We start from the raw sequence: 15,154 nt of genomic DNA on the forward strand, positions 1-15,154 counted from the left end.
TTAATTTAGCCAAAGCACTATCCCATTCATCACCATATGTACCAGAATAGATGTTAAAATACTTCCACTTTTTTTATAAATATATGAAAAAACCATACCCAAACCAAAGTAAATCATCAGATTCCCACTTGTGTGCATCAACATAAAAATCAGCGAACTTACTACAATCCCCACCCAAATCGGTAATTTTTGTCCAATCCAATTGACAAAACTAAACCGAAAAACCAATTCTTCCATGATAGGATTAAATAAAATAGAGACAAGCAAAAATAAATAAGTTGATTGACCTGATATATCTGTGTTGAGATTTAAACTTGGAGAAATCATATTAGTGATAAATAAAAATCCCCATTGGACCATAAAACTTAACAACAGACCTACAACTCCCCACCATGCTATTTTTTTTATAGAAGAAGTTGATTTTGTTAACGTATCTTTTTTTGTCGTTTTAAAATAAATAACTAAAATTAACCATACTATGACACTATAAAGCAACATAGTTTGATTGTTATTTAATGAAAAAAATAAATGACTGTTCAATAAAAATAAATATAGAAAACTTGTATAAATCATATTTCGATTCAATGTCATCTGTGCTTACACCTATCTTTTCTATCGTTGATTTTGATATCTTTTCTTATTGTATCAAAATACTTGCAAAAAAAAACATTTATCTGTATTATAAAAGATGTAATTAGCACTCATTAAACAAGAGTGCTAAAAAATAAAATTATGGAGGGATACACATTGTTAAAACCATTAGGAGATCGTGTTGTTATTAAAGTAAAAGAAGCGGAAGAAAAAACTGCCAGTGGACTAGTTTTAACATCAGCTTCAAAAGAAAAATCTCAAACAGGTGAGGTCATTGCTATTGGTGATGGTCGTACTTTAGAAAATGGGACAAAATTATCCGTATCTGTAAGCGTTGGACAAACTGTCCTATTCGAAAAATATGCCGGTCAAGAAGTCAGTGACTCTGGTGAAGATTACTTAGTACTACACGACAAAGATATAATCGCAATCGTAGAATAAAAATAAAATGATGAGGTGAATAATAAATGGCAAAAGATATTAAATTCTCTGAAGACGCTCGTAGCTCAATGGTACGTGGTGTTGATACATTAGCAAATATTGTAAAAGTAACATTAGGACCTAAAGGACGTAACGTTGTTTTAGATAAATCATTTGGTTCTCCATTAATTACAAACGATGGTGTCACTATCGCTAAAGAAGTCGAACTTGAAGATCGTTTTGAAAACATGGGGGCTCAATTGGTGGCTGAAGTAGCTTCTAAAACAAATGACATCGCAGGTGATGGAACAACGACTGCAACTGTTTTAACTCAAGCAATCGTTCGTGAAGGGCTTAAAAATGTCACTGCGGGTGCTAATCCAATTGGCATTCGTCGTGGGATTGAACTTGCTACTAAAAAAGCTGTTGAAGAATTACATGCTATTTCTAAAAAAATTGACTCTAAAGAATCAATCGCACAAGTAGCTGCTGTTTCTTCTGGTAGTGAAAAAATTGGTGAATTAATCTCTGAAGCAATGGAAAAAGTTGGTAACGACGGCGTTATCACAATCGAAGAATCTAAAGGGATTGAAACTGAATTAGACGTTGTTGAAGGAATGCAATTTGACCGTGGTTATTTATCTCAATACATGGTAACAGACAACGATAAAATGGAAGCTGTTTTAGAAAATCCATACATCTTAATTACAGATAAAAAAATCTCTAATATTCAAGATATTTTACCTTTATTAGAGCAAATTTTACAACAAGGTAAACCATTATTAATCATTGCTGATGATGTTGATGGTGAAGCTTTACCAACATTAGTCTTAAACAAAATCCGTGGTACATTCAATGTGGCTGCTGTTAAAGCTCCTGGCTTTGGTGACCGTCGTAAAGAAATGTTACAAGACATTGCTGCTTTAACTGGCGCAACTGTTATCACTGAAGACTTAGGATTAGATTTAAAAGACACAACAATTGATGCCCTAGGTTCTGCAAGTAAAGTGGTTATCGACAAAGATAACACAACAATTGTTGAAGGAAATGGTGACAAACAAGCAATTGAAAATCGTGTGTCATTAATCCGTTCTCAAATTGCTGAAACAACATCAGATTTTGACCGTGAAAAATTACAAGAACGCTTAGCTAAATTAGCTGGTGGTGTTGCTGTTATTAAAGTTGGTGCTGCAACTGAAACTGAATTAAAAGAATTAAAACTACGTATTGAAGATGCGTTAAACGCAACTCGTGCTGCTGTTGAAGAAGGGATTGTTGCTGGTGGTGGTACGGCATTTGTTAATGTATTACCAAAAGTGGCTGAACTTGATGTAACAGGTGACGAGAAAACTGGTGTGAACATTGTTGTCCGTGCTTTAGAAGAACCAGTTCGTCAAATCGCTGAAAACGCTGGTATGGAGGGCTCAGTTGTTGTTGATAAACTAAAACAAGCTGATGCAGGTGTTGGATACAATGCAAAAGAGGATACTTGGGTTAACATGATTGATGCTGGTATCGTGGATCCAACTAAAGTATCACGTTCAGCTTTACAAAATGCTGCAAGTGTTTCTGCTTTAATCTTAACGACTGAAGGGGTTATTGCTGACAAACCAGAACCAGAATCTGCCGGCATGCCTGGTGGAATGGACCCATCAATGATGGGCGGTATGATGTAAACTCTTTAAAGGAGACATATTGAAATAAAAGGAACCACTTGAGACTTTATGTTTCAAGTGGTTCCTTTTATTTCATCCAAAAATATTTATTCATAACTCTTTTTAAACTTTTTTATATCTTTATATAACATAATATGATAAAACCCTCATATTATGTTAATCTTTCTATTTTTAATACATCATCTTGTAATTCAATTTCAATCAGTTCTTCATAAGGTGTTGGAGATTCCAAACAAAGAACCCCACTACCTTTTATATTTAAATTAAACAATCCTTCGTTTCCCACCATAGCTGATGACATCTTTGAACGCATAATTGCTTTATGTTTTAATCTTGAGTCACAGGCTAAGAATAAACCATCATCAAGTACAATTGAATTGTCCCAGTGTGTTACATCAAATAATAGAATATATTTATACACGTTGGTTCAAGCACTAGTAATCCTTTACCTGTATATTCAGACTTAATCGCAGATTATTTCGTTATAGCACCTCGAACATTGTTACTAAAAAAGTTGCCTACACCTTTTACACCAGTTGTTGCACTGACATCTCCAACTGTCCACTACATAACACTAGCTTGTAAAGTGATATCTGTTTATTCGGCGCCACAAATCACCGCTTTTTTGTCTAAATAATCTTTTATTATTAAGCAAATTTCTCCATCGACCTTCCTCTTACATAAACGCCAACTCTAACAATCTAATTTCTTGTTTCTCACTATCAACTTGTACACGAACCCCATATGGCAATACACATCGTGGCGTCGCATGGCCAAAATTAACATTGTAAACTATTGGCAACTCTTTATTATCAATCACTTTAACTAAAGATTGTTTGTATTCTTCATAAAATACTTCGTCTTGTGGTTTACCAAAAATAACACCATTCACCACATCAAATATACCTTTGTCTTTCAATACTCCCAACATTTTTTCAACTGTTTCTGGCGACTCTTTCACTTCTGACGTTTCAATAAATAAAATCTTTCCTTGCCAATTCGTTAAGTCTGGAAAAATACCGTATCGTTCAACCACTTCTGGTTCATCACTATTTGTAAATGGTGTTAACATATCATACAAACTATCGATACAACCACCTAACAATTCTCCTTCAAATACCGACTTACCTTGTAGCAACTCATAGCCTTTTGTCTCAATATGGCTAATACGTTGTTGCCCTAATGCATTTTTAGAAAAATCCAGCCGTTCATCATACCAAACTTCACTAGGTTTTATTACTTCATATAGCGGACTTTCTGAAAAATAATAACTAAAATACTTTTCAGTATAAGGCAACATACTATCACTAATTTCGCCTAAATCAGGAATAAAAGCCATCCCATAATAAGTGGTTAAACCAAGACAATAAAACATCAAATGATTAATCGTAGAATCAGAAAATCCAGTGAATAATTTTGGTTTAGTTTTGACTAAATTTTTAAATTTTTCATTCTCCATTAGATATGGAAGTGTTCGATAAGTATCATCTCCTCCAATCGCACAAATAATCCCTTTGATAGAGTCATCTTCAAAAGCTTGAATCAAATCCTTGGCCCTTTTTTCTGGATGTCTATCAACAAAATCTATCCCTTTTAAAGCATGTGGCATAAACACAACGTCTAACCCATAATCTTCCAATCTCTTTTTCCCTAAAATAAGGTTATGTTCAACAAATTCTTCTCCCAATAATCCTTTTGATAAGCTGATAATCGCAACTTTATCTCCACGTTTTAATCGTCTTGGTTTAAACATATCTTTCCTCCTAACACTAGTCACTGATTCTACAAATTATACCATAAAAAAATAACTTTGATGTCTCCACCAAAGTTACTGTTTAATCATATTCAACAGACTCTTCTACTTGTTTTGAGTGCAAGAGTACCGTTACTTTACGAGAGATTACTGCTAACCCCTATCCGACCACATCCCCGATAAACGTCATCAAGAAACACATCCTGCTACTGTAAATAATTGATCAAAATGCTAAGTATAGACTATAAACACACATAGTCATTGCAGTAATACCAAAAATCACTATGCCATATAGAAAACCTTCTTTTTTAGTCATTAGTAATCTTTTTCCCTCTTTTTTCAACTTAAAAATCAGCAAAAAAAGGGTAGGAATTATCCTTTCAGATAGTTCCTCCCCTTAATGGAATCTTCACTGCATAAAAATACTGACATATTTTGTAAAAAAATATCAAATATGACTGTTATCATAAGGCCACTCTTATTAAAAATAGTTTAAATATATTAGAAAACCATCTCTTACTTTTTTAAAAACAAAAAAATCTGTTATGATAGAATGGTGAATTATGACTTAGTACGAAAGGAGAGCCATGTATGTCAAAAGATAAAAAAATTGTTGCCCCTTTTTTGAAGCCTATTGCTATTTTCAGTATTGCTTTGGGGATTAGTGCAACAACTGCTGTTGTAGATGGAAGTAACTATAAAACCAAAAAAACAGACACTTCTACAACGCAAACTACAACACATACAACTCAAAATCAAACAGACACAACAAAAGAAAGTAACGATTCAGATACAACGAGCAATAGCCCTATTCAACAAACAGATAGCTCAACATCTGAAAATCAAAATAAAACGAGAAATAGTAAAGAAACCAAGCAAAATCAAACACAAGATGAACAATCTTCGGTTGAAAATACCACTCCTTCTTCTGATGTTCAGGAGTCAATGAACAATCAAAATGATATGGAAAAAACAGAAGAAACCGTAACACCAGATGTTCAAACAAAACAAGTTTCTCCTAAAACAAATGAAAATAAAACAGTCACTGGGGGAAATAATTAGATGGATGCAATACTAACCTTGATTTTAAGCAATATTACTAAATTTTTAAATTATTTAAATATTAATCCAAGACTACAAAATAAAATATTAACCGTTGTGAGTGTCTTTCCAACACTTTATATTTTACGAATTGTTAAAGGATATTTTCAAAATGGAAATTACTTAAGAATGAGTTTATATTTACTAATATTTATTGTATTAGCTTATTTTATAGTTTTAAACTTTATCTATTATTTTAAAAATCAAAAAGTTAAATGGGACGTCACTAACTTGATAGAAAATATCGTCCCCGAAGATGCAACGTTTGATGAGACTGTCCAAACCTCATCAACAACTCCTAAAATACAAGGTAAGTTGCTTACTTTAACATTAATAGATAATAGTGATCAAGTCATTGATACTGTTATTCATAATCTACTTGATAAAAATTACATTCAAGCAAAAAAATTAAATGACTATGCTTACGAGCTAGAAGATTATACATTGATTCCATTTTATAAAATATCAAAAGGGGAATTATTTATTGGTAGTAGCTATAAAGACTTAACCAAAGTTGCCACCATTAAAATTAATGATGAGGCTGATTCTTTAATCCCACTTGGTGTTTTTGTTAATGGTGGTTCTTATGAAAAAGATGGTATTATTTACAAAGAACCTTATACTTTGGAATTACGGGTTAAAGACAATGATGAACATATCATCCCTCAATCTAGTCAGAATAAGTCTTCTAAAGAGGTATCACATATGAGTCGACGCAAAAAAAGTCAGAAGAAATAATTCAATTCTTCTGACTTTTTTATTAATCCATGTCTACATTGTGGAAGATTTGTTGAACATCTTCTAATTCATCTAACGCATCAATCATCTTTTCAAATTGAGCTAAATCTTCTTCTGATAATTCTACTTCATTTTGAGCAAGCATTTGGATTTCAGCTACTGAAAATTCTGTAATTCCTTTTTCTTTTAATGCTTCTTGAATCGCGTGGAAATCACTTGATTCACCGTAAACGATGATTTGGTCTTCTTCTTCGAACACATCTTTGACTTCAATATCTTTTTCTAATAGATACTCAAAAATTTCATCCACGTCTTCACCTTTAAAACCAAAAATCGCTGTATTGTCAAACATGTATGCTACAGCACCTGATACACCCATGTTCCCACCATTTTTACCAAATGCTGCTCGAACGTCTGCTGCTGTACGGTTGACATTATTTGTTAACGTATCAACAATCACCATCGAACCATTTGGCCCAAATCCTTCATAACGTAATTCAGAATAATTTTCATCGCCTGATCCTTTTGCTTTTTCGATAGCACGATCAATAATATGTTTTGGTACATTGTATGTTTTTGCGCGATCAATAACGAAACGAAGTTTTTGATTAGAGTGCGGATCTGGATCACCTGATTTTGCTGCTGCATAAATTTCAATTCCAAATTTGGCATAAACTTTACTGTTATTTGCATCTTTAGCTGTTTTCTTAGCTACGATATTAGCCCATTTACGTCCCAATAGTCTCACTTCTCTTTCTTAATAAATTGTTTCAGTTGTAACGCAAAAACGTCCTGTTTTATTATACTTGCTTATTAGCATTTCGCAAAGTATTTTTTTCAATCTTAAACATAAAACACTGATTATCAACACGTTTTTTAACTTTTTTCCTCTAATACCTTTTATTTCCCAATAATATGAGCTATTCTTAGGTAGTAATAACTGTTCCATACAGATAGAAAGAGGTATATATTTTATGAAACATTTTAATACAATTGATTTTCCATCCATTCATATTCGATTACTTGATGGAAATAATGAAGCAGATTTGGTTATCTTTAAAGAATTTTTATTAAGAACCAAAGACTACTTTACTGATTATGTAACTGCTGTTCCAACGGATGAACAAGTAAAAGAATTCTTCACTTCGTTACCTCCCAAAGTATTACCTTCTCAAAAATACATGTATGGTATCTTTGATCGTGATAGATTAATGGGATTCATTGACTGGGTAGAAGATTATCCTCAAAAAGAAACTGGCATACTTGGTTACTTTATATTAGAAGAAGAATACAGAGGAACAAAACTCGCTCAAGAACTGTATAATGCCTTAGAAAAAACAGTATCTGATACAGGAACTAAAATCATGCATTTAACGTTTATAGAAGATGATAAACGTGCTTCTCGTTTCTGGGAAAAACAAGGTTATAAAGCTATCTCTACACATAATGGTGACTATGGCAAACAATTAGTCGTTGAAAAAATACTCGGATAATACAGAAGCGTAAAAATAAGATTAACTTATTTTTACGCTTTTTTACTTATGATATTTTATATTCACTAACAATTGTTTTGATTTCTTCAAATATTTCTTCCACTTCATCCATATCCTTAGCATTTGCTCCACTAGCCAATGGGTGACCACCACCATGATGTCGTTTTGCAACACCATTAATCACAGGACCTTTACTTCTCAAGCGAACTCTAAAAAATCCTTCAGGCTGCTCAACAAAAATTGCCCACGATAAAATCCCACGAATCTTTCCTGGTAAAGGAATAATAGCTGGTGTTTCCGAATCAACTACATCAAACTCTTTCAATGCATCCTGTGTTAATAACACCATCGCTGCACCATTTTCATCCGAAACCATATTTTCGTAGATGTATCCTGACAAACGCGAAATTTTTTCATCTACTTCGTCCATATATCGACTTAATCTTGCCGCATCGAAGTCGTATGTTAGCAATTGACTAGCTACCCATAATGTGTGAGACGTTGTTCCAGGATATAAAAATCGTCCAGTATCTCCAATAATACCGGCATAAAGTAATCTCGCAGCATTATCTGTCATAACAAGATGTTCTTTGTTTTCTTCATAAAAATCATAAATCAATTCACTTGTACTACTTGCTTGTGTATTTACCCATGATAAATCACCATAAGGCTCATCATCCGGATGATGATCTATTTTAATTAATTTTTTTCCTAAGTAATACTGCTCTCCACTTATTCGTGGAGCATTCGCAGTATCTGTCACAATAACTAAAGCATCTTGATACATCTCATCACTCACGTCATCCATCGTGACAAGGTAGTCTAAATCATTCACAGGGCCACCAACTAAATAAATGGATTTCTTAGGAAAACTTGCTTTTAATATTTCTCCTAAACCACCTTGTGAGCCTAGTGCATCTGGGTCTGGGCTTTGGTGGCGATGAATCATGATGGTATCATAATGTTTTATTTCTTTTAAAATTTCTTGACTAATAGTCATACTTTTCCTCCTAAACTGGATCCATTAACTGACATACTGCAATCGCTTTTGCAGAAACGATATTATCTTTATATACACTTACTTCAACTTTTCCTGAACGTCTACCAACTTCTATCACTTGAGTTCTGATTTCTATTTCGCTATCCATTTGGATTAATTTGAAATAATATAAGCTACTTTGCTCAATAACCGAATGAAAATTGTATCGTGATAACATCGTTGAACGAACAACACTTGAAATAATTTGATTTAATACACCAAAAGAGAGCGTTCCTAAATTATTAATCATCTGTGGCGTGACAACAAATGTAAAAATAGCATCTCCTTTTTCAGGCATTTCTTTTTCCACAATCTGGTTAGTAATATGATCCGTCAATTTATGTGCAGCCTGCGGTTGCTTTTGTGCTAATTGAACAGTTCTCATCACATCTTGTCGTGATATAATTCCGACAAGCGTTAGATCATCTTCCACCACAGGAATAATCTCCAAACCATCCCAAATCATTTGATGTCCGATACTTGCTACACTCATATGTGATTTAGCATATCGTGGATCTTTCGTCATAACTTTTTCAATAGATTGTGTCAGTGATTTATCAGACACGTCTTTTGCTGTTACCATCCCCACTAAGCGATTAGATTTATTTACTACAGGAAAACGTGTGTATCCAGTTTTCTCAACCAATTTAACATAATCTTCAACCGTATCTTTCGTTGTCATATAGAATGTTTCATTTTCAGGTGTTTGGATATCTTCTACCAACACGATATCCTTTTTAATCATCTGATCACTAATAGCACGGTTTATTAGCATTCCAACAGTAAAGGTATCATGAGATGTACGTAAAATAGGCATTTTAACTTCATCTGCTAAGTCTATAATATCTTGACTGATTTCAAATCCACCAGTTAACAGAACAGCCGCACCATTATTTAGTGCTAACCGCTGAACACCTTCTCTATCTCCAACAATCATTAAAGCTCCTGGCGTAATATAGCGTAACATGCTTTTTTCTGTCATCGCCCCAATAATAAATTTATCTAATGGTTTTTTTAATCCTTTTTTCCCCGCTAATACATCACCATCGATAATTTTAACAATTTCTTTGAAGGTTAGATTTTTTATGTTCTCTTTTGTTTTCGTTTCAATTCTTATCGTTCCAACTCGCTGTATAGTGGATACCAATCCCACATTTTCTGCCTCTTTAATGGCACGATAAGCCGTTCCCTCACTAACGCTTAACATTTTGGCAATGCCTCGAACAGAAATTTTATCTCCTACAGGCAAGGACTCAATATGTGCTAATATTTGATCATGTTTTGTCATGCTCATATGTGTCACCTTATTGCTTTCTTCTTGTTATAGTTAACTTAAAAAATCTGTATTAATACAAATCCTTTTGTAATGTTTATATTCTATCATAAAACACATTAAAAATACATTTGAATCCTATAACAGAAAACAAATAACTGATATAAAACAACACGTCAAAACGTAAATTCACGTTTTGACGTGTTGTACTTAATTTATTTTCTTTTCTGACTTGATTCCATAATAACTGGTAAAATAACTGGTCGACGTTTCGTTTGTTCGTAGAGATAACGACTTAATTGGTCTCTTATTTCTTGTTTCAAAATCCCCCAATCAAAATCTTGTTTCTCTAAGTTTTCTAAAACTACGGTTTCAACTATGTCGCCACTTTCTTTCATCAAATTGTTGCTTGATTTCATATAGACAAACCCACGTGACGTAATTCTAGCTGGTGAAATAATTTTTTTCTCACGGCGATTAATCGTAATCGCTGCAATAATAATCCCGTCTTCTGATAATATTTTTCGATCGCGTAACACAATGTTTCCAATATCACCAACACCTAATCCATCAATCAAGACATTTTCAACTTCAATTGAACCAGTCATACGCAAACGACCGTTTTCAAACTCTAAAACGTCTCCTCGACCTAAAATAAAGATATTTTTAAATGGAATGCCTATTTCATTAGCTAACTCTGCATGTTTTGCCAACACACGATACTCACCTTGAATTGGTATAAAGAATGTTGGTTTCATCAAATTCAGCATTAATTTTAAATCATTTTGATTCGCATGACCTGACACTTTTACTGTATCAGAAATAGTTTGTACTGTTCCACCGGCACGATAAACCATGTCTTCTGTTTTGGCTACCATTGTTTCAACAGCAGTTGATGGTGTTGTTGTGATGTAGATTAAGTCTCCTTCAGCAATGCGAATAAAACGATGGCGACCACTAGCCATTTTTTGTAATGTGTTTAACGGCTCACCCATACGACCAGTTTCTAAAATAACTAGCTCATGAGGCTCTTTATTTTTCATTTGTTTTTCTGTAATAATTAATTCGTCATTTGGTAAGGTTAATTTTCCTAAACGAATGGCTGTCCGAACAATTTGTTCAACGTCTTTGCCTGTTAACACAACAAAACGTTCACTTAAATAAGCTGCATCAAATACTTGTTGAATACGTTGTAAGTTACTAGCCACACTAGCAACAATGATTCTTCCTTCCCAATATCTAAAGGTATCAACAACTTCATCAGCCACTTCATTTTCAGAAGCTGACAACATATTACTTTCAGCATTTGTCGAATCACTTAATAAGGCTAAAACACCTTTTTTACCAATTTCTGCTAATCTTGCAAAGTCCGTTTGATACATTGGGCTAGCACTTTGATCAAATTTAAAATCACCTGTATACACAATTTGTCCTTCAGGAGTTGTCAAGACAATTCCCATTGAATCTGGAACAGTATGTGTTGTCCTAAAGAAACTCACTTCAGATTGAGCAAACTCTATAATAGTATTTTCATCTATTACATGAAAATCATTAAAATCTTTTGTATTTGGATAATTTTTCACATTAATTTTTGCTAATTCAATAGTTAATTCTGACCCAAATACTGGAACTGAAACTTCTTCTAATAAATAGGGCAATGCTCCAATAGCATCTGCATGTCCATGACTTAAGAAGATACCCGCAATATTATCTTTTTTTTCAATTAAGTATGAAAAATCAGGAATAACCATATCAATTCCTAATTGTTCATTTTCTGGATACTTTAATCCACAATCTAAAACAAAGATTTCTTCTTCAATTTCTGCTACATAAATACTTTTTCCATTCTCTCTGACTCCACCAAGAGGAACTATTTTTACTTGACTCACTAAATTTCCACCTCAATTATGCTATACCAATTCATTCATATAGCTACTTTCATTATTTTTCTTGTTCACGATCTATATTTATTGATAATGCCACAAAATAATTGCCTACATAATTCTTGTGCGAATTATTTTTATCAATAAATTTTACACGTCTTAAGTTGATACCATTTTATCATAAAAAACAAAAAATTTCTGTAAGATATACTTTCTTACCCATTTATTATGAAATAAGTGTATCATTCTAGTATTTGTTTATTCCATTGTAGAATGATCTCTTTCAGTTTCAATACAAATAAATCCATTTTTTTCTTATCTAATCTTGCTATATTCACACGACAACTTTGACTGCTTTTGGTAATCGTAAAACTAGGTAATACTGCCAAACGGCTATCTATTAATAATAGCCAATCTTCTTTTGTCAATATTCTCCTATTGTAAGTTAACCAAATATAATACCCACCCTTTGGTAACGTAAAGTCAATATCTTTGGATAAAGTCATTTGAAGTAAATTAACAAAATAAGTCATTCGATTTTTAAGTGTTTCTTGTAGAAGAGATAATTTTTTTGAAAAATTTGGATCAGTTAATGCAAATGATGCCATAACTTGCGGAAAAATATTTAGCTGCGTTTCATACTCATCTCGTAATTTAACTACTTTATCTAATACATAGCTTGGTGCTTCAATCCATCCTAATTGCATACGACTTCCCAATATTTTAGATAAAGAACCTATATAAATAACAGATTGTGGTTCTAGCTCTTTTAACAATGGGTATGGATTTAGCGAATGAAATGATAGTTGACCAAACACATCATCTTCAATAATTGGAATACGATACCTCTGACATAATTCAATCAATTTTTTTCTGCGTGTCAAAGTCATAGTGGTACCAGTAGGATTTTGAAAATTAGGATTGGTTAAAACAAGTTGAATACTTTCTTTTTTCACGATTTTTTCTAAAACTGATACACTCATCCCGTCTTTATCAACTGGAATTTTAATCACCTTTATCGACATCGCATTTAAAACAGAAATACCATTAAAAAAAGAAGGATCTTCAACGGCAACTGTATCCCCAGACTTTAATAAAGCTTGAATCAATAAAACCAAACTTTGTTGACCTCCAGCAGTTAACATAAGTTCTTGTGATTTGGGATAATGTGAATACATATCATACACTAATTGGGCAATCTTGTTTCTTAATGGGAGGTACCCCAAATTAGATACTTCTTCCGATAAAAAAGATTGCCAATTAACATTAGGTAAACTAATATTCGGGATTAAGCTATAAGGTAATTCTCCAGTGTAACCATCCAATACACTGTATTTATCATTCAACAATAATTTTTCTAATTGCTGTTCGTACTCACTTTTTTGATATTTAACGTCATTATATTGAATTCTCCTTCTTAAATGATTTTCCTGTTTTTCTCCAGATTGACTCAAAATATACGTTCCACTACTTGCCTTTTTTTCTACGAATCCTTGTGCTTCTAATTCATCATATGCTCGAACGACTGTACTTCGATTAATAAGTAGCTGATTAGCTAATGTTCTTTCTGATGGTAAACGATCCCCTTCATATAAAAGCCCATCACTAATTTGATTAATTAATTGATTCATAATTTGTCGATATAAAGGAGTGTGGGATGATTTGTTGATTTTTATTTCCATAAAATCACCTCTTTGATGTTAGTATATCATAAATTGGATGGGTCCAGTTTTCTAAAACCGGATGTAGTTTTTTTTTATGAGCATGATAAACTTTAGTACAACATCACTAAGGAGCAAACTTTTATGGTAAAAAAAATATTAACAGTCGCAGGATCTGACGCTGGGGGTGGCGCAGGAATCCAGGCTGACTTAAAAACATTTGAAGAGTATGGCACATTTGGTTTAAGTACCATTACTAGCATTTTAACTGTTAGTCCTAAAACAAAAACACCTTTTATTTATCCTATCCCGATTGAGATTGTTGAAAAACAATTAGAGACAGCTTTTTCTGGTGGTCCACTGGATGCTTTAAAGATTGGATTACTTGGAAGTTTACCAGTGATTGATTTATTAGAAGCCTCTATCAAAAAAGTAAATCAACCACATATTGTTTTAGATCCTGTCATGGCTGTCAAAACAAATAAAGATGTCTTACAACCTGAATTAGTAGAAGCGATGATAAAGAAATTAATCCCCCTAGCTGATATCATCACACCAAACTTGGTTGAAACAAGTATTTTAGCCAATATGTCAGTTATTGAAACTGAAGATGATATGAAATTAGCAGCACAAAAGATAGTTAATTTGGGAGCAAAATCAGTTATTATCAAAGGTGGCGCTCGATTAAAGGGAGATAGTGCAACTGATTTATTTTATGATGGAAAACAATTTTTATTTATTCATGAAGATAAATTAGAGACCAATACTAATCATGGTGCAGGATGTTCATTTGCTGCAGCAATCACAGCAGGAATGGCTAAAGGTTTAAGTACCGAATCAAGTGTCAAACTTGCAAAACATTATGTCACCAGTGCCATAAAACATGGAATTTATTTAAATGATTTCACAGGATATGTTTGGCATGGTGCGTTTCGAGAAGCAACAGATCGAATGATTATAGGAGATGAATATAAATGATGACAAGTACTAAATGGAGTATCAAAGAAACAACTTTAATGGGATTATTTGCAGCATTAACTGTGGTGGGAACGAGTATACGTGTTCCTCTACCAGCTCTTGTGGGCAATCCTTTCTTTCACTTTGGGTTACCTATTCTTTCATTAGCTGTTTTAACACTTGGATTTTTCAAAGGTTCATTAGCTGGAGGAATCGGATTTGCTATTTTTGATATTTTAAATGGATTTGCTGCTGAAGCACCTTACTTTATCTTAGAAAGTTTTGTTGTGGGTGCCACTTTAACATTTGCTTATCACCGTTTTGAAAAATATGAAAGTAAAACCTGGTTTATCCCTGTTATTATGATTATTGCTGCAATTGCAAAAATTTCGATGACATTCCTGAAAAATTTAGTAATTCAATTGATGATGGGAAATGAATTTAGCGTTTCTGCATTCGCTAGTTTTTCAACTTTATATATTACGGTGATTAATGCTATTGCCGCTATTATCATTGTGTCACTACTATATAAACCCATTAAAGCTTTAACTAATAAGATGCTTTACTAA

The 15,154-nt window shown here is 33.0% G+C and carries 15 protein-coding genes; 7 read left to right on the forward strand and 8 right to left on the reverse strand.

Translation table 11 applies throughout. The features are described from left to right. Positions 1-591 (reverse strand): type II CAAX endopeptidase family protein, encoded by a 591-nt coding sequence (locus MN581_RS06310; protein ID WP_117973254.1) that lies wholly within the window; start codon positions 589-591, stop codon positions 1-3. A 141-nt stretch (positions 592-732) separates the two neighbouring features. Between MN581_RS06310 and groES the strand changes: the two genes are divergently transcribed. Together groES and groL are read left to right on the forward strand one after the other, a co-directional pair. Beyond that, on the forward strand, positions 733-1,032 hold the full coding sequence (groES, locus tag MN581_RS06315; protein ID WP_277756553.1) for a co-chaperone GroES: 300 nt from the start codon (positions 733-735) through the stop codon (positions 1,030-1,032). A 26-nt stretch (positions 1,033-1,058) separates the two neighbouring features. After that, positions 1,059-2,687 (forward strand): chaperonin GroEL, encoded by a 1,629-nt coding sequence (gene groL / locus MN581_RS06320; RefSeq protein WP_241699430.1) that lies wholly within the window; start codon positions 1,059-1,061, stop codon positions 2,685-2,687. Between the two features lie 151 nt (positions 2,688-2,838). On the opposite strand, the gene MN581_RS06325 is transcribed toward groL, so the two are convergent. Further along, positions 2,839-3,108, reverse strand: coding sequence for an AIM24 family protein (locus MN581_RS06325; protein WP_241699431.1), 270 nt, complete (start codon positions 3,106-3,108; stop codon positions 2,839-2,841). Between the two features lie 255 nt (positions 3,109-3,363). Next, the gene (locus tag MN581_RS06330) at positions 3,364-4,440 is read right to left on the reverse strand and encodes a S66 peptidase family protein (protein WP_117973257.1); all 1,077 of its coding nucleotides are present in this window, start codon (positions 4,438-4,440) and stop codon (positions 3,364-3,366) included. 591 nt (positions 4,441-5,031) lie between these two features. On the opposite strand from MN581_RS06330, the gene MN581_RS06335 reads away from it, so the two are divergent. Then, positions 5,032-5,502 carry a hypothetical protein gene (locus MN581_RS06335; RefSeq protein ID WP_241699432.1) on the forward strand — a complete coding sequence of 157 codons (471 nt, stop codon included), beginning with the start codon at positions 5,032-5,034 and terminating at the stop codon, positions 5,500-5,502. Then, positions 5,503-6,279 (forward strand): DUF6681 family protein, encoded by a 777-nt coding sequence (locus MN581_RS06340; RefSeq protein ID WP_117973259.1) that lies wholly within the window; start codon positions 5,503-5,505, stop codon positions 6,277-6,279. 22 nt (positions 6,280-6,301) lie between these two features. On the opposite strand, the gene MN581_RS06345 is transcribed toward MN581_RS06340, so the two are convergent. After that, on the reverse strand, positions 6,302-7,018 hold the full coding sequence (locus MN581_RS06345) for a YebC/PmpR family DNA-binding transcriptional regulator (RefSeq protein WP_117973260.1): 717 nt from the start codon (positions 7,016-7,018) through the stop codon (positions 6,302-6,304). A 235-nt stretch (positions 7,019-7,253) separates the two neighbouring features. Here MN581_RS06345 and MN581_RS06350 point away from each other — a divergent pair, with 235 nt between their 5' ends. Beyond that, positions 7,254-7,772 carry a GNAT family N-acetyltransferase gene (locus MN581_RS06350; protein ID WP_117973261.1) on the forward strand — a complete coding sequence of 173 codons (519 nt, stop codon included), beginning with the start codon at positions 7,254-7,256 and terminating at the stop codon, positions 7,770-7,772. Positions 7,773-7,818: 46 nt separating this feature from the next. Here the strand turns inward: MN581_RS06350 and MN581_RS06355 are convergent, their stop codons facing one another. The 4 genes from MN581_RS06355 to MN581_RS06370 all read right to left on the reverse strand — a co-directional run bounded on the left by MN581_RS06355 (position 7,819) and on the right by MN581_RS06370 (position 13,649). Next, the gene (locus MN581_RS06355) at positions 7,819-8,772 is read right to left on the reverse strand and encodes a bifunctional oligoribonuclease/PAP phosphatase NrnA (RefSeq protein WP_117973262.1); all 954 of its coding nucleotides are present in this window, start codon (positions 8,770-8,772) and stop codon (positions 7,819-7,821) included. A gap of 10 nt (positions 8,773-8,782) precedes the next feature. After that, positions 8,783-10,099 (reverse strand): DRTGG domain-containing protein, encoded by a 1,317-nt coding sequence (locus tag MN581_RS06360; protein WP_117973432.1) that lies wholly within the window; start codon positions 10,097-10,099, stop codon positions 8,783-8,785. A 200-nt stretch (positions 10,100-10,299) separates the two neighbouring features. Then, positions 10,300-11,973, reverse strand: a complete 1,674-nt coding sequence (locus MN581_RS06365) for a ribonuclease J (protein WP_241699433.1) — start codon at positions 11,971-11,973, stop codon at positions 10,300-10,302. Between the two features lie 236 nt (positions 11,974-12,209). Continuing rightward, a complete protein-coding gene (locus MN581_RS06370; RefSeq protein WP_117973264.1) occupies positions 12,210-13,649 on the reverse strand; it encodes a PLP-dependent aminotransferase family protein in 1,440 nt (479 codons plus the stop codon). Between the two features lie 123 nt (positions 13,650-13,772). Between MN581_RS06370 and thiD the strand changes: the two genes are divergently transcribed. Together thiD and MN581_RS06380 are read left to right on the forward strand one after the other, a co-directional pair. Continuing rightward, positions 13,773-14,606, forward strand: a complete 834-nt coding sequence (gene thiD, locus MN581_RS06375) for a bifunctional hydroxymethylpyrimidine kinase/phosphomethylpyrimidine kinase (RefSeq protein WP_241699434.1) — start codon at positions 13,773-13,775, stop codon at positions 14,604-14,606. Then, positions 14,603-15,154, forward strand: a complete 552-nt coding sequence (locus tag MN581_RS06380) for an ECF transporter S component (protein WP_347247403.1) — start codon at positions 14,603-14,605, stop codon at positions 15,152-15,154. The genes thiD and MN581_RS06380 overlap by 4 nt, the downstream gene beginning before the upstream one ends.

Source organism: Vagococcus sp. CY53-2 (assembly GCF_022604695.1).
In the GTDB taxonomy this organism is placed as follows: domain Bacteria; phylum Bacillota; class Bacilli; order Lactobacillales; family Vagococcaceae; genus Vagococcus.